This window comes from Roseivivax sp. GX 12232 (assembly GCF_021272185.1).
Taxonomy (GTDB): domain Bacteria; phylum Pseudomonadota; class Alphaproteobacteria; order Rhodobacterales; family Rhodobacteraceae; genus Roseivivax.
Genome location: NZ_JAJSEC010000014.1, coordinates 37,958 through 58,394, shown reverse-complemented (window position 1 = coordinate 58,394; position 20,437 = coordinate 37,958). Strand labels below are relative to the sequence as shown.

Below are 20,437 nucleotides of genomic sequence, written 5' to 3'. Positions count from 1 at the left end.
CGGATTTCCGCCAAGGGCCTGCGCATGGGGCATTTTTCGCGGGTGGTAGCTTGGCGGGAGCTGGGTTTGGGGGCTTTGCTGGACTGGGGAGTGCGGTTCCCGGCGGTGGGCGCGGCGAGTCACGGCCTGGGGATCTGCGGGCGCCCTACCCTTCGGGGCGTCTTGGGCCCTGCCCGACCCTGCGAAGAGAGGGGTGCACGCCCCTCTTAGCAGAAGAGCACAGGCGACTCGCTGAAGGGGTGACTACTTTAGGAAAGACGGAGCGGCCCGAAGGGGTGGCCATTCACTGCAAAGCCCCCTGCCCCGCCGGCTCTGCGCCACAGACCACAGCCCGAAGCGCCCGCCACGCAAACAGCGCCCAACGCCCATGGGGCGCGGCGCGGCACTCATCGCAATGTCACAAGAAGGAAGTGGCAGCCCGTAGGGGAATCGAACCCCTCTTTCCAGGTTGAAAACCTGGCGTCCTAACCGATAGACGAACGGGCCGTCCTGTGCCCCGCCACCTAGACCGTCGCGCGGCCCGCGGCAAGCGGGTTTGCCGCCCCTCCCCGATCCGACCGGCCCGAAGGCCCGAGGATCACCGCGGGAAGGTGGCAGCCCGTAGGGGAATCGAACCCCTCTTTCCAGGTTGAAAACCTGGCGTCCTAACCGATAGACGAACGGGCCATGCCGTGGCGTGGGCGGTGTTTAGAAAAAGCGGCGCGCCCCTGCAAGAGGGATTTTCAGGAATTTTTGTCGACCGGCGTCGCGGCATCCTCGAGGCGCAGCTGCACGTTGCGGCGGCCGCGGAATTCGTTGATCTCGAGCCGCCCTGCGAGGTGGAAGCGCTGCCCCCTGTGGTCCTTCAGCGCCTGGCCGAGCGGGCCGTCGAAGGCCCCGAAGGCGATGGCGTCGATGCGCGCGCCGAGCCCGTCGCCGAAGGTCAGCTTGAGGTGGCCGGTGCCGACCTCCTTGGCGAACAGGATCTGCGCGTCGGGAAAGACGTAGCGCGGCGCCGGGGCGCCCGCGCCGAAGGGGCCGGCGCGCTCCACCGCCTCGATCAGCTCGGGGTTGGCCGCGCCGCACATCAGCAGACCGTCGAGCGCCAGGTCGGCGGCGCCGCCCTGCCCCGCGCCCTGCTTAGCCAGAAGTTCCGCGAGCCGCGCCATGGCCGGTTCGAGCTGATCCTTCGCCACGGTCAGCCCGGCCGCCATCTTGTGGCCCCCGCCTTTCAGCAGGAGCCCCTCGGAGGCCAGCCGCTGCACCGCCGCACCAAGATCGACGCCCGCGACCGAGCGGCCCGAGCCCTTGCCCTCGTCGCCGTCGAGACCGATCACCACGGAGGGGCGGTTGGTCATCTCCTTGAGGCGCGAGGCGACGATGCCCACGACGCCCGGATGCCAGCCCGCGCCGGCCGCCCAGACCAGCGGCGCGTCGAGGCCCCGGGCCTCGGCCTGGTCGAGCGCCGCGGCGCGGACCTCGCCCTCGATCTCGCGGCGCTCAGTGTTGAGAAGGTCGAGCTTCTCGGCTATCGCCGCGGCCTCGTGCGGATCTTCCGTCGCCAGAAGCCGCGCGCCGAGATCGGCGGCCCCGATGCGCCCCCCGGCGTTGACCCGCGGGCCCAAAACGAAGCCCAGGTGATGGGCGCTCGGCGCGGTCTCGAGCCGCGAGACATCGGCCAGGGCCACCAGCCCCGGACGCCCGCGCCGGGCCATGACGGCAAGGCCCTGGCGCACCAACGCCCGGTTCACCCCGCGCAGGGGCGCAACATCGGCCACGGTCGCCAGCGCCACGAGGTCGAGCATCTGCATGAGGTCCGGCCCGCCCGCGCCCGCCTCGCGCAGCTGCCGCCCGCATTCGACCAGCATCAGGAAGACCACGGCGGCGGCACAGAGATGAGCCAGCGCGCCGTCCTCGTCCTGGCGGTTGGGGTTCACCAGCGCATGGGCCTCGGGCAGGGTCTCGCCGGCCAGGTGGTGATCGAGCACCACCACATCCGCCCCGCGCGCGGCCGCGATGGGCCCGTGGCTGAGGGTGCCGCAGTCGACGCAGACGATCAGGTCATGGCCCGCGGCCAGCTCGGCCATGGCGGCATCATTGGGGCCGTAGCCCTCGTCGATGCGGTCGGGGATATAGAGCGTGGCCTGCCGCCCCATCTGCCGCAGCCAGTCGATCAGCAGCGCCGCCGAGGCGCCGCCGTCCACGTCGTAATCGGCGAAGATGGCGATCCGCTCGCGGCGGGAGACGGCAGTGAGCAGCCGGGCGGCGGCGCGCTCCATGTCGCGCAGGCTGCGGGGATCGGGCAGCAGGTCGCGCAGCCGGGGCTCGAGGAAGGCTTCCGCCGCGCCCGGGGTCACGCCGAGCCGGGCCAGGGTGCCGCAGAGCGCGGGCGCAAGCCCGGTGTCCTGGGCCAGGGCCTCGGCCTGGCGCTGCACCTCGGGCGCGGGTCCGACCCAGCGCCGGCCCGTCAGCGACTGCTCGATGCCGAGGAAACTCAACCGCCCTGCCCTTCTTCTTCACGCTTGTCCCGGGAGAGGCAGCGGAGACCGGGCCCCGCCGCCCGAGGGGCTCACCGCGTCGGGTTGCGGTAGACCATGCGCCGGACCGAGCCGGTCTTGGAGCGCATCAGGATGGTCTCGGTGGTCAGATAGCCGACCTCGCGCTTGATCCCCGGCAAGAGCGAGCCCGAGGTCACGCCGGTCGCCGCAAAGATCACGTTGTCGGTCACCATGTCGTCGCGGGTATAGACCCGGTCGAGATCGGTGATCCCCGCCTTCTCGGCGCGCTTGCGCTCGTCGTCGTTGCGGAAGAGCAGCCGGCCGTAGATCTGGCCGCCCATGCATTTCAGCGCCGAGGCCGCCAGCACGCCCTCGGGCGCGCCGCCCGAGCCCATGTACATGTCGATGCCGGTGGTCACCGGGTCGGCGGTATGCATGACGCCCGCGACATCGCCGTCGGTGATCAGCCGGATCGCGGCGCCGGTGGCGCGGACCTCGGCGATCATCTCCTCGTGGCGGGGGCGTTCGAGAATGCAGACCGTCACCTCGTCCTCGCGGCAGCCCTTGGCCTTGGCCAGCGCCGCCACCCGCTCCTTGGGCGACATCTCCAGGGTGACCACGCCCTCGGGGTAGCCCGGGCCGATGGCGAGCTTGTCCATGTAGACGTCGGGGGCGTGCAGCATGGTGCCGCGCGGGCCCATGGCGATCACGGTCAGGGCGTTGGGCATGTCCTTGGCGGTGAGCGTCGTGCCCTCGAGCGGGTCCAGCGCGATGTCCACCTCGGGGCCGTGGCCGGCGCCGACCTCCTCGCCAATGTAGAGCATCGGCGCCTCGTCGCGCTCGCCTTCGCCGATCACCACGGTGCCGCGGATGTCGAGCTTGTTGAGCTGCTCGCGCATGGCGTTGACCGCGGCCTGGTCGGCGGCCTTCTCGTCCCCCCGGCCGATATAGTCGGCCGAGGCGATGGCAGCCTGTTCGGCGACCCGGGCCAGGCCCAGGGACAGCATACGGTCATTGAAATCCTTGGGCGCGCTCATGCGGAAAGCTCCAATCCTCGGGCAATATGTTGTGCCCTCTCCTAGCAAGGGGCCGCGGCTCACCGCAAGCGCGTCTGGGCCCCCGGGCGCGCGACAAGGCCGAGATGTGCCGCCCGGAGGGTCAGCCGGTCGACATCGGCGCTCATCAAAAGGGCCCCGGCGATGACCCGGGCGATGGGGAACCAGGCGGCCTCTTCGGCGTCATCGGCGGGGCTGGCGCGGCCCGCGGCCTTTGGGCAGGCCCAGGCGTCGAGACGGTAGTCGCGCCCGGCGCGGGAAATCTCCAGCGCGCCCAGGCGCTGGCCGTCGGTCGCCGTGAGACCCGTTTCCTCGTGAAGTTCGCGCAGCGCGCAGTCGAGGGCGGTTTCACCCCGCTCGCGCTTGCCGCCGGGAAAGCCCCAGAGCCCGGCGTCGGGCCGGTGCCCGCGGCGGACCAGGAGGACGCGCCCATCGCGGATCACCACCGCGAGGGACGCCTCGATCATCGCTCAGACCTGCTCGATGCGCAGGGCGACCGGGTCGCTCGACAGGACGCCGGTGGTGCTCATGGCGCCGATCGCGCGGTCGAGCGCGTCGCGGGTGGTCTTATGGGTGACGATCAGCACCGGCGCGGTGTCCGAGGAATGGTCGTACTGGCGCATCCGGTTGATCGAGATGCCCGCCTCGCCCAGGGCCGTGGCGATCTTCGCCAGCGCGCCGGGTTTGTCGAGTAGCCGCATCCGCAGGTAATAGGGCGCGGGCGTCACCATCTTGGCGGGCTGCGCCTCGATCAGCGCGCTCGCGGGCTTGCCGAAGGTCGGGATGCGCAGCCCGCGCGCGATGTCCATGACGTCGCCCATGACCGCCGAGGCGGTCGGCCCCTCGCCGGCGCCGGGGCCGCGCAGGGTGATCTGCCCGACCATGTCGCCTTCGATCACCACCATGTTGGTGCCGCCCTCGAGCTGGCCCAGCGGCGAGGTCTGCGGCACGAGGCAGGGCGTCATGCGCTGCTCGAGCCCGCGGCCGGTCATCCGCGCCACGCCCAGGAGCTTGATCTTGTAGCCCATGTCGGCGGCCTGGCGGATGTCGTCGATCGAGACCTTGCCGATGCCCTCCATGGTGACGCCGGAGAAGGCGACCTGGGTGCCATAGGCGATGGAGGCCAGAAGCGCGAGCTTGTGGCCGGCGTCGATGCCGCCCACGTCGAGCTCGGGATCGGCCTCGAGGTAGCCCAGGTCATGGGCCTCGTCGAAGGCCTCGCGGTAGCTCAGCCCCGCCGATTCCATCCGCGTCAGGATGTAATTGCAGGTGCCGTTCATCACGCCCATGACGCGGGTGATCTCGTTGCCCGAAAGCCCCTCGGTCAGCGCCTTGATGACCGGGATGCCGCCCGCGACCGCCGCCTCGAAGCGCAGGACGGCGTCGTTTTCCTCAGCGAGGCTGGCGAGCCGCTGGCCGTGATGGGCGAGCATGGCCTTGTTGGCGGTGACCACGTCCTTGCCGGCGGCCAGCGCCGCCTCGGTCGCGGCCTTGGCGGGGCCGTCCGAGCCGCCCATGAGCTCGACCAGCACGTCGACATCGTCGCGCTTGGCCAGGGCCACCGGGTCGTCGACCCAGTCGTAATCGGAGAGCCGGACGCCGCGGTCCTTGTCGCGGTTGCGCGCCGAGACGGCGACGATCTCGATGGGGCGGCCGGTGCGGGTGGCCAGGAGGTTGGCCTTCTGCCGCACGATCTTCACCACACCCGCCCCGACGGTGCCGAGACCTGCAATACCGAGGCGCAGGGGATCAGACATGAGAGGGCGCTCCTTCCGGCGGTGATCTGTCGAGAGCCCCTCTAGCCCGTCCGGCGCCGGGCTGCAACGCGGGCTCGCGCCCTGTCGGGACGCGGGCGGGCGCGGCGTGGTTTATGTGCCGGGATGTTGGGCGCGGGGGACGGTTGGGCGGAGGTGCTGCGGGACGGGCGGAGGCCCCTGCCCTCGGCGCTTTCAATGGCGGCGGTTGTTAGCATGGCCTTCAGCCGCGTTTGCTGTGGTGCCGTGGTGCCGTGGTGCCGTGGTGCCGTGGTGCCGTGGTGCCGTGGAAATCTCGCCACCAGGTTTGCGCAGGTCCAGGCTTCGGCCACTTGCGTCCGGCAAAGCCGCCCGCGCCCGCCCTATGGCCGCGCGACCCCGCGCGCCATGCGCGCCCGGGTCTCGGCGTCGATCACCGGCCCCTGCAGCACCGCCGCCCGGGCCCGGAGGCCGGCCGCCCGAGACACCAGGCTCGCCCGCATGTCCGGCGTGGCGCGCGGCGGCGCGCCCCTCAGGATCTCGTCGAGCGGCAGAAGACGCGGGTAGTCGGCCTCGGCCACCCCCGGCGTCGCCGTGGCGTCGAGCTCGGGAAACTCGGTGCAGGCCAGCAGCGCCGTGCAGGCCAGAAGGGCTAGCGCGCGGGTCATCCGCTCTCCTTGCGGTGCGAAGCTCCCTTTGTCTTGCCCGACCCCCTGCCCCTTGGCAAGGACGAAGCCGCTTGATCTGAACATCCGTTCATATCACTCTGCCGCCCATGGCCCGCACCCGAGGATCGCATTCCGACATCACCGGCCCGCGCGTGGAACGCGCGGCGCTGGATCTCTTCGCCAAGGAGGGATTCGCCGCCGTCTCCATGCGCCGCATCGCCTCGCGGGTCGGCGTGCAAGCCGGCGCGCTCTACAACTACACGCCGGACAAGCAGACGCTGCTCTATTCGCTTCTGAAGACCCATATGGAGGACCTGCTGGCGGCCTATCACGACTGGCCGAAACCCGCCGATCCGCTGGGACGGCTCGAGGCCTTCACCCGCTTCCACATCCGCTACAACTCCGAGCGGCCGCAGGCGGTCTTCATTTCCTACATGGAGCTGCGCAACCTCACGCCCGCGCATTTCGCCGAGATCGAGGAGCTGCGCCGCAGCTACGAGGGAGCGCTGGTCGAGATCCTGCGCGAGGGCCGCGAGGCCGGGGTCTTCGGTATCGAGGACGCCCGCATCGCCGCCTTCGCGGTGATCGGCATGCTGACCCAGGTGAACACCTGGTATCGCGACGGCGGGCGGCTGAGCCTGGCCGAGGTCGAGGAGCTCTACTGGGCCATGGTCCGCCGGCTCGCCGCCGCCTGAGCCCTAGCGCGTGGCCTGGATCGAGCGCAGGTATTCCACCAGCGCGACCAGCTTGCGCGGGGTCGGCGTCGCCACCCCGTCGCCGCTGTCATAGGGCACGAGGTCGCCCGCGAGCAGCTCTCCGAACTCCGGCATCCCCGGCCCGTCGAGATCCGAACGCGCGTAGCCGTCCACGGTCGAGAGCACCCGCGCGGCGGGGAAGCTGTCGCCCGAGCGAACGGCGAGCAGCGTGAGGTTCTTCGGCGGCACCCGCATGGCCCGCGCCATGGGTCCGTCGCCCTTGCCGTCCGCACCGTGACAGGTGGCGCAATACTGGGTGTAGAGGCGCGCGCCCTCGGCGGGCCCGGGCATGGCGGCGTTCGTGGTGGTGGCGGAGGTTCCCGCGGCGGGGGTCATGGTGCTGCCGGGATCGCAGGCGGCCAGCGCCGCGAGGCTCAGACCCAGACCGAAAGTGGCGATGATAGTGCGGCGCATGGGTCCCTCCTGTGCTGTTCCGGTTCAATTCTCTGGCGCGGCGAGGTGGGCGGCGCAAGCCTCGATCGGGTTGGGTGGTGCGGATGGGTGCGGGCGTGGCCTGAGTGGGACGGTTGGGGGGGGGGCTGGATGGGCGGAGTGGGGAGGTTGGCGGAGGGACGCGGTCCGAGTGAGCGGTTGCGGCGGCGGACCCGCGATAAGTGGCACGGCTGGGAGCAATCCTGCGCAAGAGCCCTGCATCCAAGCGCACCCGGAGCCGAGCCCATCACCCAGACCACCAGCGCCCACGGAGGGCCGCAGTTTTCAACTTGTCCCGCCTCCCTCACCACCCCGCGCACCAGAGGGCGCGCGCCGGACCGGGGGCCGGCGCTGCCGTTCTCTGAGCGGGGCGCTTTATGGCAGCAAGGTCAGGGCTAGAGGCGAGTTAAGCACGCCACCCACAAGAGCGCCGGCCCATAGGGCCGGTCCGGCGCGCGCCCGGCATCTTCGATGCTATTCGGGCGCAAAGGGCGCGCGGGGTGCGGCTCGAAGTTCTCCACCCAATTTGTGCCCGGCACCTTTAGAGCTGTTCGCGCTCAATTGGTGCGCGGCGCGAGACGAGGCCGTCAACTTCTGAGCCGTTTCCGGCCAATCGGGCATGTTCCGGGGGCAAGGTTGGAGCGCGGTCCGAAGTGCATCATTGTTCTCCCGCGCAGCCCATCGGCCCATTGCTTCCGTTCAACCGCCCAGACCCAAACACCCCCCCCACCACAATCCCCCCGTGACAACCGCCCCGCCACGCGGCAGGGTCGCGCGCAAAAGGAGACCGCCATGGCCCATCACGCCGCCATCATGCTGCTCGCCGGGATCGGCATCCCGCTCCTCGCCGCGCTCAATGCCGCGCTCGGGGTGCGGATCGGCTCGCCCGCGGCGGCCGCGGCGGTGCTCTTCGTGGTGGCCTTCGGGGCCGCGGCCATGGTGACCCTGATCACCGGCCCGACAGCACTTCAGAAGCTGCCGGGCACGCCGAGGCACCTCTTCCTCGCCGGGCTCCTCGTGGCCTTCTACGTGCTCTCGATCACCTATATCGCGCCGCAGTTCGGGGTCGGGAACGCGGTCTTCTTCGTGCTGATCGGTCAGCTGATCTCGGCGGCGCTGATCGACCAGTTCGGGCTCTTCGGCGCGCGGCCCTCGCCGCTCACGCTGACGCGGGCGACGGGGATCGCGGTCATGGCGCTCGGCGTCTGGATCACCCAGCGCGCCTGAGCACCCTGCCCTCTCAGTTCACCGTCAGACCGCTGACATCGGCGCGGATCATGCTGTCGGTATCGTCGCTGTCGCCCGAGACCGCGATGCCCACCAGCGCCTCGGGGCTGCCGCCGAAGGCGCGGGCGTAATCCGCCGCGAGATCGACGTTTTCGCGGTGCGAGCCGGTGCCCGCCGGGCGCAGCACCACGGTCTTGCCGCGCGCGCCGAGGTAGGGGCTCGGCAGCACAGCACCACGGGCGTGATCGCCGCCCCAGACGTAGACCAGCGCGCGGATGTCGTCCTCGTTCAGAAGCCGGGTGATCGAGGCGCCCTTCAGCTCCTCGGCGCGGGCCTCGGGCAGGAAGACGAAGTAAAGCGCCAGGTTGCGGTCGTCGCCGCCCTTCTGGGTCAGATCCGTCGCCGGGACGCCCTGCGAGACCGACCAGGACCAGCCGGCGCTCTCAGCGCCCCAGGCGCCTTCGGAGAGCGGGCGGTAGGCGATCGAGACGGTGCCGTCCGAGGCCACCGACAGGCTGTCGCCGCCGAAGCCGTAGTCGTTGCCCGAGAAGAGCGAGAAGCGCTGCACCTTCCAGCTGTCGTTGAAGGGCACCTGCGCGGCCTGAAGCGGCGCGGCAAGGCCCAGGACGGCCAGAAGGCCCGCGAGGGCCGGGATGCGGGAGATGTGGGTCGGCATGATGCTCCTCCAGTTCGGTGACGCGCAGGAGCTTAGGGCCGCAAGCTGTTTCAGCGAGGAACGATTGAGTGAGAAGCTTTGGCTTGGGCGGAGAGGCGCTCGGGATGAGCCGCGGCGGGCCGGTGCGAAGCCCGCCCCTCGGCGGGCGGCTGCGGGCAAAGACCCGTGCCTGCGGGTCAGAGCGTGTGACAGCCCACCGTCCGCAGGCCCGAGACACAGAAAAGCCCGCCATGGGCGGGCCGATGGGTAAGCAAGTTCGCCTCCGGGCCGGCGCTCAGAGCGCCTCGGCGCCCTCGGGCCCCATGAAGGCGATCCGGTCGAGCGGCACCTCTTCGGTCAGACCGTCGAGCGTGATCGTCGTTCCGTCCGAGAGGTTCAGCACCACGCCCTGCGAGGTCACCTGCTGGCTCTCGACCTCGGGCGCGGGCTCCATGTCGTAGCGGATGACCAGCTGGTCCTCCTCGGCGTCGAAGTCGGTGATCGCGGCGGAGCCGTCGACCGCGAAGGTGTCGACGCCGTCGCCGCCGGTGCCGCTGTCGCCGGCGCCCATGTAGAGGAGGTCATCGCCCTCGCCGCCCTCGAGCGTGTCGGCGTCCTCGTCGCTGTCGCGGCCCGCGCCGTCGCCCAGCACGTCGTTGCCCGCGCCGCCCGAGAGGAGGTCCGCGCCGCTGCCGCCGGCGATCGTGTCGTCGCCGAGCGCGCCGAAGATCTCGTCGTCGCCCTCTTCGCCGTAAAGCAGATCGTCGCCTTCGCCGCCCTCGATGGTGTCGTCGCCAAGGCCGCCCAGGATCGAGTCGTCACCCCCCAGCGCGTCGATGAAATCGTCGTCGGCTAGGAGGTTGGCGATCTCCTGGTCGTCGGTGCCTTCAAGGGAATCCGCCTCGTCGGTGCCCTCGAGGTTGATGTCGAGCATGCCCACGTCCTGGAAGGTGTCGCTCTCGGGTTCCATATCGCCCGAGAAGTCCTCTTCCTCCTCGCCGCCGTCGCCAATGCCCAAGAGCCCCGTTCCCAGGGCCAGGGGCGTGAGAGCCACCAGTGCAAAGATCAGTTCAAGCGACATATCTCGCCCTCGCAGGTGTCGTGCCCCCTGTTTATCCGGTTTGAATATGGCCGAACTTTGCCCAGTTCGGGCCGATGCGAAGGAATGTTTCGGGTTTACAGCAATTTGCGCGGGCCAATGAAAGAACCCCGCGCAAGTGGCGCGGGGTCCTCGATAATTCGCCGCGACGGGTCGGTTCAGGCGAAGGCGCCGAGCCGCCCCTGGTCGAGCCGGACCTGCCGGTCCATGCGCCGCGCCAGCGTGTGGTTGTGGGTGGCGATCAGCGCCGAGAGGCCGGTCTCGCGCACCAGATGCATGAGCGCGTCGAAGACCTTGTCGGAGGTCTCGGGGTCGAGGTTGCCGGTCGGCTCGTCCGCCAGAAGCAGGCGCGGGCCATTGGCCATGGCGCGGCAGAAGGCGACGCGCTGCTGCTCGCCGCCCGACAGCGCCGCCGGGCGGTGATCGGCCCGCGCGCCGATGCCGACGCTGTCGAGAAGGCTGCGCGCGCGGTCCTGCGCCGCGCTGCGTTCGGTGCCATTGGCGAGCTGCGGCAGGATCACGTTCTCGGCGGCGGTGAACTCGGGCAAGAGGTGATGGAACTGGTAGACGAAGCCCACCGCCTCGCGGCGCATCCGGGTGCGCGCGCGGTCGCTGGCGCCGGTCATATCCGCCCCGCCGATGGCGACCCGGCCCGCGTCGGGCGTGTCGAGAAGCCCCGCCATATGCAGAAGCGTGGACTTGCCCGCGCCCGAGGGCGCGACCAGCGCCACGACCTCGCCGGGGGCGACACTCAGGTCGACCTCGCGCAGGACCTGCACCTCGCCCGGCAGGCCCTTGTTGTAGGTCTTGACGATGCCCTCAAGGCTCAGCGTCGGCTCACTCATAGCGCAGGGCCTCCACCGGGTTCATGCGCGCCGCCCGGCGCGCGGGGAAGATCGTGACCACGAAGGACAGCCCCAGCGACAGCGCCACTGCGGAAAGCACGTCGCCCGCCTCGAGCTTGGCGGGCAGCTGGTAGAGCCCGCGCACCGAGGGGTCCCAGACCCCGCCGCCGGCCAAGTAGTTCACCGCTGAGAAGATCGGGTCGATGTAGACTGCGAAAAGACAGCCGAGGATCACCCCGGCCACCGTGCCGATGATCCCGGTGAAGGCGCCGCAGATGAAGAAGACCCGCAGCACCGCGCCCTCGGTCAGGCCCATGGTGCGCAAGATGCCGATGTCGCGGCCCTTGTTCTTGACCAGCATGATCAGCCCCGAGGTGATGTTCATCGCCGCGATCAGCACCAGGATCGAGAGGATCACGAACATCACGTTGTCCTCGACCTCGAGCGCCGAGAGGAAGCCGCCCGAGGCGTCCTCCCAGGTCCAGAGGTAGGTGCCCGCGCCCGCGGCGGCCTGGATCGCCGGGCGGTAGGCGGCGGCCTCCTCGGGGTCGGCGAGCATGACCTCGATCTCGTCGGCCTGGCCCTCGCGGTTGAAGTAGAGCTGCGCCTCAGAGAAGGGCATGTAGACCCGCGTGCGGTCGATGTCGTAGCGCCCGGCCGAGAAGATGTAGACCACGTCGTAGGACTTCACCCGCGGGCTCTGGCCGAAGGCGGTCTTCACCCCGTCGGGCGAGATCAGCTTGACCTGGTCGCCGAGGTCGACGCCCAGCTCGCGGGCCACGCCCGAGCCGATGGCGATGCCGCTCTCGTAGTCGGAAATGTCCCCGCGCCCGGTCTCGGGATCGACGATCCGGGGCAGCGATTGCAGGTCCTCGGCGCGCATCCCGAAGACCTCGACGCCGGAGTTGCGCCCGCCGGCATTGGCCATGACCTGGCCGCGCACGATCGGGGCGGCATGGATGACACCCTCGACCTCGGCCACCCGTGCGGCGCGGTCGTCGAACTCCGCGAAGGTGCGGCTGGCGTTGCCGGCCTCGTCGATCTCGCCCTGGGTGTAGACCGTGACATGGGCATTGGCGCCCAGGATCGTGTCGACGAACTCGGCCCGGAAACCCGAGCGCACCGCCAGCGTGGCGATCAGCGCGAAGACCGCGAGCGTGATGCCGACAAGGCTGATCCAGGTCATCACGCTGACCCCGCCTTCGGCGCGTTTGGCGCGCAGATAGCGCCAGGCGATCATCCATTCGAAGCCCGCGAAGGGCGCGGTGCGTCGGGCCATGGCACTCCACTCCTGCCGTTCGGGCCTAGGTGATCGCTAAACCCACGAGGGTCAAGCGCGCCCCCGCCTTTTCTTCGGCGCCCGCGCGCTTAGCTTTGGGGCAAGCGACGAAGAGGCAGGACATGACGCGGATTCTGGTGATCGGCGCCACCAAGGGCATCGGCTTCGAGGTGGTGAAATACGCCCTGGAGCGGGGCCACGAGGTGCGCGCCTTCGCGCGCGGCGCGGGCGAGATGACCTATGAGCACGAGCGGCTCCTGCCCTGGGCGGGCGATGCCACCTCGGCGGAGGACCTGGCGCCCGCGCTCGAAGGCGTCGACGCGGTGGTCAGCGCGCTCGGCATCAAGGAGAGCCTCTCGATGCTCTGGAAGCCGGTCAGCCTGTTCTCGCGGGCGACCGAGGCGCTTCTGCCGCTGATGCGCGAGGCCGGGCCAAAGCGGCTCTTGATCGTGACCGGCATCGGCGCCGGGCGCTCGATCTCGGCGCTGTCCACGCTGGAGCGGATGGGCCATTCCTTCCTTCTGGGCGAGCCCTACAAGGACAAGACCCGCCAGGAAGAGATGGTCACTGCCACGGATCTCGACTGGACCATCGCCCGCCCGGTGATCCTGACCAAGCGCCCGATGACCGGGCGCTACAAGGTGCTCTCGCGCCCCGAGGACTGGCGCATGGGGCTGATCTCGCGCGCCGATGTGGCGCATTTCCTGGTGCATGCCATCGAGGACGGCAGCCACATCCGCGAAGACCCGGTTCTGGCCCGTTGAGCGGGCGGTGCGGATCGCGCTAGGCTGAGGCGCGGCCCGACGGACCGCCCTCTCGAGACAAGGACACCCCCCGCATGTCGCTTTTCCCGCGCATCGCCGAACAGAAGATGCTCGACGCGCTCGAGGACGGGGCCTTCGACAACCTGCCCGGCGCGGGCCGGCCGATCGCCGATCTCAACACCTCGGACGGGCTCGACCCGGTGACCCGCGCGGGCTATCGCATCATGTCCGAGGCCGGCGCCCTGCCCGAGGAGCTGCAGCTGCGCAATCTGTTGCGCGACGCGCGGGCGGACCTGGCGCGCGCCACCGACCCCGAAGAGCGTGCCCGGCTGGGCGCCCGGGTCGCCGACCTGGGCCTGCGCCACGCCATGGCGCAGGAGGCGCGGCTGCGCGGGCGCTGACCCCTTGCCGCCCCGGCGCGGGACTGCATACTCGCGCGCATGACCGGACCCAGATTCACCCGCCTCGCCGAGACCCTGCCCACCGATGTGCCCTTCGTGGGCCCCGAGGCGCAGGAACGAAAGATGGGCCAGCCCTTCCGCGCCCGCATCGGCGCCAACGAGTCGGTCTTCGGCCCTTCGCCCCGCGCGGTCGAGGCGCTCAAGGCCGAGGCGGCGGAGGTCTGGAAATACGCCGATTCGGCCAATCACGACCTGATCCGCGCGCTCGCAGAGGATATGGGTGCCCGGCCCGAGAACATCGTGGTCGGCCCCGGCATCGACGGGCTTCTGGGCGTGCTGGTGCGGCTCCTGATCGAGCCGGGCGACCCGGTGGTGACCACCCTCGGCGCCTATCCGACCTTCAACTACCATGTGAACGGCTTCGGCGGGACGCTGCACAAGGTGCCTTTCGCCGCCGACGAGCGCGAGGATCTGCCCGCGCTTCTCGACCGCGCGCGGGAGACCGGCGCGAAGCTGGTCTATTTCGCCAATCCCGACAATCCGATGGGCAGCTGGTGGTCCGGCGAGGAGATCGCCGCCCAGCTCGACCGCATCCCCGAAGGCACGCTGCTGCTGCTCGACGAGGCCTACGTGGAGTTCGGCCCCGCGGGCACCGCGCCCGCCATCGACCCCGACGACCCGCGGGTAATCCGCATGCGGACCTTCTCCAAGGCGCATGGGCTGGCGGGGCTCAGGGTCGGCTATGCCTGCGGCGCGCCGGGGCTGATCCGGGCCTTCGACAAGGTGCGCGACCACTTCGGCATGAACCGCCCCGCGCAGGTGGCGGCACTGGCCTCGCTCAACGACCGGGTCTGGCTCGAGGAGGTGCGCGCCGGGGTCGCCAAGGCCAAGGAGCGGATCGCCAAGATCGCCGCGGCCAACGGGCTGACCGCCCTGCCCTCGGCGACGAATTTCGTCACCATCGACTGCGGCGGCGACGGCGCCTTCGCCAAGGCGGTGCTGGATGCACTGGTGGCGCGCGGGGTCTTCGTGCGGATGCCCTTCGACGCGCCGCAGAACCGCTGCATCCGGGTGAGCTGCGGCACGCCCGAGGATCTCGACGTGCTGGCCGAGATGCTGCCCTTGGCGCTGGCCGACGTGCGGGAGACGGCGGAGGGCTGAAGCGCCTTAAGCGCGGTCCGGGGGCAGACCGCCCCCTTCCCAAATTCCGCCGTGGCGTTATCGTTTCCCCGTCGAGACGCGGGAGAGAGCGATGCGCGACAGGCCGCCCGGCCGGGCACCGGATTACACCACCGCGGCGCTCATCATGGGCGGGATCAACCTGTTCTGGATCTTCGCCGTGGTGCAGGTTGTCTTCGGCCTGCCGGTGGTGCTGCTGCTGGGCTGGCTTCTGAACCTCGGGGTCTCACGGCTGGCCGCCCGCCGCGCCTGAGCGCCTCAGCCCCCCGCGATCACCCGCGCCGCCGCCGAGACGCCGCCCGGCCCATGCGGCACGCCAAGCGCCGAAAGCCCGGCCTCGACCGTGCCCAGGAGCCCCAGGATCATATGGGCGTTCACATGGCCCATGTGGCCGAAGCGGAAGAAGCCCTCGCCCTTGGGGTCGCCCTCCTCGGACATGCCGAGCCCGATGCCCAGCGTCACGCCCGCCTGTTCCGCCGTCCAGGCCCGGAGCCGCGCGCCATGCGGCGCCCCGAGCCGCAGCGCGGTAACCGCGTGGCTGCGATGCGCGGGATCGGGAATGTTGAGCCGCAGGGGCCCCTCTTCGCCCCAGACCTCGGCCGCGGCCCAGATCGCGCGGGCCAGGACCGCGTGGCGCGCCCAGACCGCCTCGAGCCCCTCGTCGTGGATCAGGTCCAGCGCGGCGCGCAGCCCGTAGAGGTGATGCGTCGGCGCGGTGCCGCCGAAATACTGGTAGAACATCTCGGGCGCGGCGCGCTCGCTCCAGTCCCAGTAGCGCGAGACCCGCGGCATGGCGCGACGCACCTCGGCGGCGCGGTCGTTGAAGAAGACAAAGCCCAGGCCCGGCGGCACCATGAGCCCCTTCTGCGAGGCGGTGATGGTCACATCCGCGCCCCAGAGGTCCATCTCGTAGCGGTCGCAGCCCAGCGAGGCGATGCAATCCACCATGAGAAGCGCCGGATGGCCGACCTCCTCGAGCACCCGCCGGCATTCGGCGATGTCCGAGCGCGCCGAGCTGGAGGTGTCGGTATGGACCGTCAGGACCGCCTTGATCTCCTGGCCCGCGTCCTTGGCCAGCCGGGCCTTCAGCGCCTCGGGGTCGATCGGCGCCTGGCGGCCGAACTCGAGGATCTCGGCCTCGATGCCCATGCGCTCGGCCATCTCGGCCCAGCCGTGGCCGAAGCGCCCGGTGGCGCAGACCAGCACCCGCTCGCCGGGCATGGCGACATTGGCCAGCGCCGCCTCCCAGGTACCGTGGCCATTGGCGATATAGATCGCCACATGGCCTTCGGTGCAGGCCACCCGCTTGAGGTCCGGCGCGATGCCCGCGACCATCTCGACCAGCTCGCCCTCGTAGATATTGGGCGAGGCGCGATGCATGGCCTGCAGCACCGCATCGGGCATGACCGAGGGGCCGGGGATGGCAAGATAGGGGCGGCCGTGGGCAAGCGACATCCGGGGGGGGGTTCCTTTCCTCTCCCGCCTGCCACTTGCAGAGGGGTCGGGCGGAGACTAGCTACCGGGTCTGCCGCGTCAACGCCCGAGCGGGGCAAATCGCCCAAGGCCCGGGGAAAGGCTTTCCCCCCGGGGCGTAAGCCGGTAGACCCCCGCACGCAGGATGAAGTCGGACGTCATGATCAAGACCCTCTGGACCCGGATCGGCGAGGCCGAACGCCGCCTCATGCGCTCCTTCGGGCGGGATATCTCGACCCCGATGCAGCGCGCGCTGGCGCATGTGCATTTCTCGCTCTTCGATCACGCGATCCTGCGCGGCTTCTGGACCAATTTCTACGAGATCGCGCCGGGGGTCTTCCGCTCGAACCATCCCACCCACCGCCGCTTCCGCCGCTTCCGCCAACGCGGCATCAAGACGGTGGTGAACCTGCGCGGCCCGGACAAATATTCCTTCTACCTCTTCGAGAAGGAAATCTGCGACGAGCTTGGCCTGAAGCTGATCGACGCCAAGCTCTGGGCCCGCCAGGCCTCGAGCCGCGAACGCTTCCTGACCGCCATCGCCGCGCTGCGCGAGGCCGAGAAGCCGGTGGTCTTCCACTGCAAGTCCGGCGCCGACCGCACCGGGATCATGAGCGCGGTCTACCTGCTGGTCTTCGAGGGCGCCTCGATCGCCGAGGCCCGCAAGCAGCTGGGCCTGCGCTACGTGCACCTGAAGTCCACCAAGACCGGCATCCAGGACTACATCCTCGACGTCTTCGAGGCCCGCCAGGCCAAGGGCGTGATCGGCTTCGAGGACTGGATCGCCACGGAATACCACGCGAAAACCATGCAGGCCGAGTTCGACGCGGGCCGCCCGCCCGCGGAGGCCACGGCGGCGAAGGGAAGTTGATGCAGACCAAGGGCCCGCTCCGCTCGACCGAGGACGACATCACCCCGGAGGACAACACCTTCGGCGAACGCCTGGCACTGGTGCGCTGGATCGGCCGCGACTACCTGGCCAAGCACTGGGCCTGGTTCATCGCGGCCTTCTTCTTCATGTCGATCGAGGGCGCCATGTTCGGCGCGCTCTCCTACATGATGAAGCCGATGTTCGACCGGGTCTTCGTCGGCGGCGAGGCCAATATGATCGGCCTCGTGGGGCTGATCTTCTTCGGCATCTTCACCATCCGCGCCATCGCCGGCATCGCCCAGAAGACGATCCTCGGCCGGGTCTCGCAGATCAGCGTGAACGAGCTGCGCGAGGACCTTCTGCGCCACGTCATGCGGCTCGACGGCAGCTTCCACCAGACCTACGGGCCGGGCTACCTGATGCAGCGGCTGAGCGGCGACGTGAACACCATCAACTCGGTCTGGAAGGCGGTGCTGACCGGCGCGGGCCGCGACGCGGTGGCGCTGATCTCGCTTTTCGGCGTGGCCTTCGCGATCGACTGGCAGTGGACGCTGGTGGCGCTCGTCGGCGCGCCGGTGCTGATACTGCCCGCCTTCGCGATCCAGCGTTTCCTGCGCGGCACCTCGCGGCGGGCGCGCGACATGCAGGCGGGCCTCTCGACCCGTCTGAACGAGATCTTCACCGGCATCGTGCCGATCAAGCTCAACACGCTGGAAGACTACCAGGCGGGCCGCTTCCGGGCCCTGGCCGACCGGCTGCTCTGGGTGAAGATCCGCAGCTCCGCGGCCTCGGCGGCGGTGCCCGGCCTCATCGACATCATGTCCGGCATGGGTTTCGCCGCGGTCCTCTATTTCGGCGGCTCCGAGATCATGTCGGGCGACAAGACGGTCGGCGATTTCGTCGCCTTCTTCACCGCCATAGGCCTGGCCTTCGAGCCGCTGCGCCGGCTCGGCGCGCTTTCGGGCACGCTGCAGCCCGCGCTGGCGGGGCTGGAGCGGCTGCGCGAGCTCTTCGACCTCGAGCCCGAGGTGCGCGACCCCGCCCGGCCGAAGCCCGCGCCCGCCTCCATGCCCGAGGTCCGGCTCGAGGCGGTCACCGCGGGCTACGGCGACACCGCCGTCCTGCGCGGCGCCAGTTTCACCGCCGAGGCCGGCAAGGTCACCGCGCTGGTCGGCCCGTCCGGGGCGGGCAAATCGACGGTCTTCAACCTCCTCACGCGGCTCATCGACCCCAAAAACGGCGCGGTCACGCTCGACGGCGTGCCGACCCACGAGATGAAGCTCGGCGACCTGCGCGCGCTCTACTCGGTGGTCTCGCAGGATGCGCTGCTCTTCGACGAATCGCTCCGCGACAACATCCTGCTCGGCCGCGAGGACATCTCCGAGGAGCGCCTGCAGGCCGCGCTCGACGCCGCCCATGTGACAAGCTTCCTGCCCGACATCGAGGGCGGGCTCGACGCGCCGGTCGGCCCGCGCGGCTCCAAGCTCTCGGGCGGGCAGCGCCAGCGCGTGGCCATCGCCCGCGCGATCCTGCGCGACACGCCCGTGCTGCTTCTGGACGAGGCAACCTCCGCGCTCGACGCCCGCGTCGAGGCCGAGGTGCAGGAGGCGCTCGACCGGCTCGCCCGCGGCCGCACCAGCCTGGTCATCGCGCATCGGCTCTCGACCATCCGCGACGCCGACCGCATCGTGGTCCTGCAGGAAGGCCGGGTCGCGCAGGAGGGCACCCATGAAAGCCTGCTCGCAGAGGGCGGGCTTTACGCCGATCTGCACCGCCTGCAGGTCGACAGCTCCCGCTAGCCCGGTTGCGAGCCCGCCGCCACAAAGGCTACAGTTCCCCCGACAACACGAGGCAGACATGAGCGAGACGGACCGCAGGGTCTTCCGCATCTCCGGCGCGGAGGCCCATCACTTCCTTCAGAACCTGGTGACCAACGACCTCGACCGCCTGCACGAAGGGCCGGTCTATGCGGCGCTTCTGACGCCGCAGGGCAAGTATCGCGCCGATTTCATGCTGGTCTCCGACGGCGAGGCGGGCATCCTGCTCGACGTGGCCGCGCCCCTGGCCGACGACCTCGAGAAGGCGCTGGCGCTCTACAATCTGCGCGCCAAGGTCACCATCGAGCGCACCGAGATCGCGGTCGCCCGCGGCACCGGCCCCGCGCCCGAGGGCGCCTTCGCCGACCCGCGCGACCCGCGCATGGGCTGGCGCGCCTACGACGGCCGCCCCTCCGAAGAGGGCGTCGACTGGGACGCGCTGCGCGTCCAGGCCCGCGTGCCCGCCTCGGGCGTCGAGCTGACGCCTGACAGCTACATCCTCGAGATGGGCTTCGAGCGGCTGAACGGCGTCGACTTCCGCAAGGGCTGCTTCGTCGGCCAGGAGGTCACCGCCCGGATGAAGCACAAGACCGAGCTTAAGAAGGGCCTCGCGCTCGTGGAGGTCGCGGGCAGCGCCGAGCCCGGCACCGAGATCACCCGCGACGGCAAGCCCGCGGGCACGCTCTTCACCCAGGCCGGCGGCGCCGGGCTGGCCTTCCTGCGCTTTGCCCGCGCGGGCGGCGAGATGGAGGCCGGCGCGGCCCGGGTCAAGGTGCAGGCATGAGCCTTCCCCAGGCGCTCCTCGACACCTACGGCAGCCATGTGGTGCGCCACGAGCCGCTGCACGGCGGCGATCTCTCCGAGGTGGCGCTGGTCACCCTCGACGACGGCCAGCGGCTGGTCGCCAAGCGCGGCCCGCTGGTCGATGCCGAGGCGCGGATGCTCTCGACCATGGCGATGCTCTACGCGCCGGTGCCCGAGGTGCTGCACGCCGAACACGGGCTGATCTGCCTGGAATACCTCGAGGAGGCCGCCCCGGGCCCGCGCCGCTGGTCGGACTTCGGCCAGGCGCTGGCGCGGATGCACTCCTGGGACGGCCAGGGCTACGGCTGGGGCGAGGACTACGCCTTCGGCAGCCTGCGCATCCCCAACGAGACCCTGCCGACCTGGCCCGAGTTCTGGGCCGAGCGCCGGCTCCTGCCCTTCCTGCCCTATCTGCCCGCCGGGCTCGGCAGCCGGATCGAGGCGCTCTGCGCGGGCCTGGGCGAGCACCTGCCGCGCGCGCCGAAGCCCGCGCTGCTGCACGGCGATCTCTGGACCGGGAACCTCATTTTCACCGCCGAGCGCGCGGTGATGATCGACCCCGCCGCCTATTACGGCCACTCCGAGGTCGACCTGGCGATGCTCTCGCTCTTCGGCGAGCCCGACCCCGCCTTCTGGCGCGGCTACGGCAAGCTCGAGCCCGGCTATTCCGAGCGCGACCCGATCTACAAGCTCTGGCCCGCGCTGGTGCACCTGCGCCTCTTCGGCGAGAGCTATGCGCCTTTGGTCGACCGCCTGCTCACCGAAGCCGGCGCCTGAGCGCCACGGAGGGGCGCGCGGGCCGCTCGCACCGCAGAGCGGGCCCTGAGGCGCCCGCCTTCAGCCATGGCGGCACCGCCCGACACGATCCCCGCACAGCGCGCCCTCACAATGAGCGCACCAACC

General features: G+C 70.4%; 21 protein-coding genes and 2 tRNA genes. 10 read left to right on the top strand and 13 right to left on the bottom strand.

Annotated elements, in window-relative coordinates; genetic code table 11:
* Positions 1–411: 411 nt before the first annotated feature.
* The 7 genes from LR948_RS17845 to LR948_RS17815 form a co-directional block, all read right to left on the bottom strand.
* Positions 412–486 (bottom strand) — tRNA-Glu (locus LR948_RS17845).
* Positions 487–591: 105 nt separating this feature from the next.
* Positions 592–666: transfer RNA gene (locus LR948_RS17840), tRNA-Glu, on the bottom strand.
* Between the two features lie 56 nt (positions 667–722).
* Positions 723–2,477, bottom strand: coding sequence for a single-stranded-DNA-specific exonuclease RecJ (recJ, locus tag LR948_RS17835; protein WP_232755447.1), 1,755 nt, complete (start codon positions 2,475–2,477; stop codon positions 723–725).
* A gap of 71 nt (positions 2,478–2,548) precedes the next feature.
* Positions 2,549–3,514 (bottom strand): class II fructose-bisphosphatase, encoded by a 966-nt coding sequence (gene glpX / locus LR948_RS17830; RefSeq protein WP_232755446.1) that lies wholly within the window; start codon positions 3,512–3,514, stop codon positions 2,549–2,551.
* Positions 3,515–3,573: 59 nt separating this feature from the next.
* Positions 3,574–3,999, bottom strand: coding sequence for an NUDIX hydrolase (locus LR948_RS17825; RefSeq protein WP_232755445.1), 426 nt, complete (start codon positions 3,997–3,999; stop codon positions 3,574–3,576).
* 3 nt (positions 4,000–4,002) lie between these two features.
* Entirely contained in the window at positions 4,003–5,289 is a 1,287-nt protein-coding gene (locus LR948_RS17820; RefSeq protein ID WP_232755444.1) for a homoserine dehydrogenase, read from the bottom strand.
* Between the two features lie 359 nt (positions 5,290–5,648).
* On the bottom strand, positions 5,649–5,933 hold the full coding sequence (locus tag LR948_RS17815) for a hypothetical protein (protein WP_232755443.1): 285 nt from the start codon (positions 5,931–5,933) through the stop codon (positions 5,649–5,651).
* A gap of 107 nt (positions 5,934–6,040) precedes the next feature.
* Between LR948_RS17815 and LR948_RS17810 the strand changes: the two genes are divergently transcribed.
* Complete coding sequence (locus LR948_RS17810) at positions 6,041–6,628, top strand: TetR/AcrR family transcriptional regulator (RefSeq protein WP_232755442.1); 588 nt, start codon at positions 6,041–6,043, stop codon at positions 6,626–6,628.
* 3 nt (positions 6,629–6,631) lie between these two features.
* Here LR948_RS17810 and LR948_RS17805 read toward each other — a convergent pair whose 3' ends face one another.
* Positions 6,632–7,102 (bottom strand): cytochrome c, encoded by a 471-nt coding sequence (locus LR948_RS17805; protein WP_232755441.1) that lies wholly within the window; start codon positions 7,100–7,102, stop codon positions 6,632–6,634.
* Between the two features lie 810 nt (positions 7,103–7,912).
* Here LR948_RS17805 and LR948_RS17800 point away from each other — a divergent pair.
* Positions 7,913–8,347 (top strand): DMT family transporter, encoded by a 435-nt coding sequence (locus LR948_RS17800; RefSeq protein WP_232755440.1) that lies wholly within the window; start codon positions 7,913–7,915, stop codon positions 8,345–8,347.
* 13 nt (positions 8,348–8,360) lie between these two features.
* On the opposite strand, the gene LR948_RS17795 is transcribed toward LR948_RS17800, so the two are convergent.
* The 4 genes from LR948_RS17795 to LR948_RS17780 form a co-directional block, all read right to left on the bottom strand.
* Entirely contained in the window at positions 8,361–9,023 is a 663-nt protein-coding gene (locus LR948_RS17795) for a DUF3047 domain-containing protein (protein ID WP_232755439.1), read from the bottom strand.
* A 274-nt stretch (positions 9,024–9,297) separates the two neighbouring features.
* Positions 9,298–10,083, bottom strand: coding sequence for a calcium-binding protein (locus LR948_RS17790; protein WP_232755438.1), 786 nt, complete (start codon positions 10,081–10,083; stop codon positions 9,298–9,300).
* Between the two features lie 176 nt (positions 10,084–10,259).
* On the bottom strand, positions 10,260–10,946 hold the full coding sequence (locus LR948_RS17785) for an ABC transporter ATP-binding protein (protein ID WP_232755437.1): 687 nt from the start codon (positions 10,944–10,946) through the stop codon (positions 10,260–10,262).
* Positions 10,939–12,225: a lipoprotein-releasing ABC transporter permease subunit gene (locus LR948_RS17780; RefSeq protein ID WP_232755436.1), complete on the bottom strand. Its 1,287-nt coding sequence runs from the start codon at positions 12,223–12,225 to the stop codon at positions 10,939–10,941. Before LR948_RS17780 ends, LR948_RS17785 begins: the two co-directional genes overlap by 8 nt.
* Positions 12,226–12,347: 122 nt before the next feature.
* Here LR948_RS17780 and LR948_RS17775 point away from each other — a divergent pair, with 122 nt between their 5' ends.
* The 4 genes from LR948_RS17775 to LR948_RS17760 all read left to right on the top strand — a co-directional run bounded on the left by LR948_RS17775 (position 12,348) and on the right by LR948_RS17760 (position 14,822).
* Positions 12,348–12,989 (top strand): NAD(P)-dependent oxidoreductase, encoded by a 642-nt coding sequence (locus LR948_RS17775; protein WP_232755435.1) that lies wholly within the window; start codon positions 12,348–12,350, stop codon positions 12,987–12,989.
* Between the two features lie 74 nt (positions 12,990–13,063).
* Positions 13,064–13,390 carry a DUF1992 domain-containing protein gene (locus tag LR948_RS17770; RefSeq protein ID WP_232755434.1) on the top strand — a complete coding sequence of 109 codons (327 nt, stop codon included), beginning with the start codon at positions 13,064–13,066 and terminating at the stop codon, positions 13,388–13,390.
* Positions 13,391–13,429: 39 nt separating this feature from the next.
* Complete coding sequence (locus tag LR948_RS17765) at positions 13,430–14,551, top strand: pyridoxal phosphate-dependent aminotransferase (RefSeq protein WP_232755433.1); 1,122 nt, start codon at positions 13,430–13,432, stop codon at positions 14,549–14,551.
* A gap of 91 nt (positions 14,552–14,642) precedes the next feature.
* The gene (locus tag LR948_RS17760; protein ID WP_232755432.1) at positions 14,643–14,822 is read left to right on the top strand and encodes a hypothetical protein; all 180 of its coding nucleotides are present in this window, start codon (positions 14,643–14,645) and stop codon (positions 14,820–14,822) included.
* 5 nt (positions 14,823–14,827) lie between these two features.
* Here the strand turns inward: LR948_RS17760 and LR948_RS17755 are convergent, their stop codons facing one another.
* The gene (locus tag LR948_RS17755; RefSeq protein ID WP_232755431.1) at positions 14,828–16,024 is read right to left on the bottom strand and encodes an alanine--glyoxylate aminotransferase family protein; all 1,197 of its coding nucleotides are present in this window, start codon (positions 16,022–16,024) and stop codon (positions 14,828–14,830) included.
* A 178-nt stretch (positions 16,025–16,202) separates the two neighbouring features.
* Here LR948_RS17755 and LR948_RS17750 point away from each other — a divergent pair, with 178 nt between their 5' ends.
* Genes LR948_RS17750 through LR948_RS17735 form a run of 4 tightly spaced genes read left to right on the top strand, consistent with a single transcriptional unit; the run spans position 16,203 to position 20,311 of the window.
* Positions 16,203–16,913, top strand: a complete 711-nt coding sequence (locus LR948_RS17750) for a tyrosine-protein phosphatase (protein ID WP_232755430.1) — start codon at positions 16,203–16,205, stop codon at positions 16,911–16,913.
* Positions 16,913–18,712: an ABC transporter ATP-binding protein gene (locus LR948_RS17745; protein ID WP_232755429.1), complete on the top strand. Its 1,800-nt coding sequence runs from the start codon at positions 16,913–16,915 to the stop codon at positions 18,710–18,712. The genes LR948_RS17750 and LR948_RS17745 overlap by 1 nt, the downstream gene beginning before the upstream one ends.
* A gap of 58 nt (positions 18,713–18,770) precedes the next feature.
* Positions 18,771–19,514: a folate-binding protein YgfZ gene (locus LR948_RS17740; RefSeq protein ID WP_232755428.1), complete on the top strand. Its 744-nt coding sequence runs from the start codon at positions 18,771–18,773 to the stop codon at positions 19,512–19,514.
* On the top strand, positions 19,511–20,311 hold the full coding sequence (locus LR948_RS17735; RefSeq protein ID WP_232755427.1) for a fructosamine kinase family protein: 801 nt from the start codon (positions 19,511–19,513) through the stop codon (positions 20,309–20,311). Before LR948_RS17740 ends, LR948_RS17735 begins: the two co-directional genes overlap by 4 nt.
* Positions 20,312–20,437: the final 126 nt, after the last annotated feature.

Bases quoted from the DNA above. Each gene is read 5' to 3' on its own strand.
- LR948_RS17770 (WP_232755434.1), top strand. From the start codon at position 13,064: ATGTCGCTTTTCCCGCGCATCGCCGAACAGAAGATGCTCGACGCGCTC.
- LR948_RS17815 (WP_232755443.1), bottom strand. From the start codon at position 5,933: ATGACCCGCGCGCTAGCCCTTCTGGCCTGCACGGCGCTGCTGGCCTGC.
- glpX (WP_232755446.1), bottom strand. From the start codon at position 3,514: ATGAGCGCGCCCAAGGATTTCAATGACCGTATGCTGTCCCTGGGCCTG.
- LR948_RS17755 (WP_232755431.1), bottom strand. From the start codon at position 16,024: ATGTCGCTTGCCCACGGCCGCCCCTATCTTGCCATCCCCGGCCCCTCG.
- LR948_RS17780 (WP_232755436.1), bottom strand. From the start codon at position 12,225: ATGGCCCGACGCACCGCGCCCTTCGCGGGCTTCGAATGGATGATCGCC.
- LR948_RS17805 (WP_232755441.1), bottom strand. From the start codon at position 7,102: ATGCGCCGCACTATCATCGCCACTTTCGGTCTGGGTCTGAGCCTCGCG.
- LR948_RS17825 (WP_232755445.1), bottom strand. From the start codon at position 3,999: ATGATCGAGGCGTCCCTCGCGGTGGTGATCCGCGATGGGCGCGTCCTC.
- LR948_RS17765 (WP_232755433.1), top strand. From the start codon at position 13,430: ATGACCGGACCCAGATTCACCCGCCTCGCCGAGACCCTGCCCACCGAT.
- LR948_RS17800 (WP_232755440.1), top strand. From the start codon at position 7,913: ATGGCCCATCACGCCGCCATCATGCTGCTCGCCGGGATCGGCATCCCG.
- LR948_RS17750 (WP_232755430.1), top strand. From the start codon at position 16,203: ATGATCAAGACCCTCTGGACCCGGATCGGCGAGGCCGAACGCCGCCTC.
- LR948_RS17795 (WP_232755439.1), bottom strand. From the start codon at position 9,023: ATGCCGACCCACATCTCCCGCATCCCGGCCCTCGCGGGCCTTCTGGCC.
- LR948_RS17810 (WP_232755442.1), top strand. From the start codon at position 6,041: ATGGCCCGCACCCGAGGATCGCATTCCGACATCACCGGCCCGCGCGTG.
- LR948_RS17820 (WP_232755444.1), bottom strand. From the start codon at position 5,289: ATGTCTGATCCCCTGCGCCTCGGTATTGCAGGTCTCGGCACCGTCGGG.
- LR948_RS17775 (WP_232755435.1), top strand. From the start codon at position 12,348: ATGACGCGGATTCTGGTGATCGGCGCCACCAAGGGCATCGGCTTCGAG.
- LR948_RS17785 (WP_232755437.1), bottom strand. From the start codon at position 10,946: ATGAGTGAGCCGACGCTGAGCCTTGAGGGCATCGTCAAGACCTACAAC.
- LR948_RS17740 (WP_232755428.1), top strand. From the start codon at position 18,771: ATGAGCGAGACGGACCGCAGGGTCTTCCGCATCTCCGGCGCGGAGGCC.
- LR948_RS17745 (WP_232755429.1), top strand. From the start codon at position 16,913: ATGCAGACCAAGGGCCCGCTCCGCTCGACCGAGGACGACATCACCCCG.
- LR948_RS17790 (WP_232755438.1), bottom strand. From the start codon at position 10,083: ATGTCGCTTGAACTGATCTTTGCACTGGTGGCTCTCACGCCCCTGGCC.
- LR948_RS17735 (WP_232755427.1), top strand. From the start codon at position 19,511: ATGAGCCTTCCCCAGGCGCTCCTCGACACCTACGGCAGCCATGTGGTG.
- LR948_RS17760 (WP_232755432.1), top strand. From the start codon at position 14,643: ATGCGCGACAGGCCGCCCGGCCGGGCACCGGATTACACCACCGCGGCG.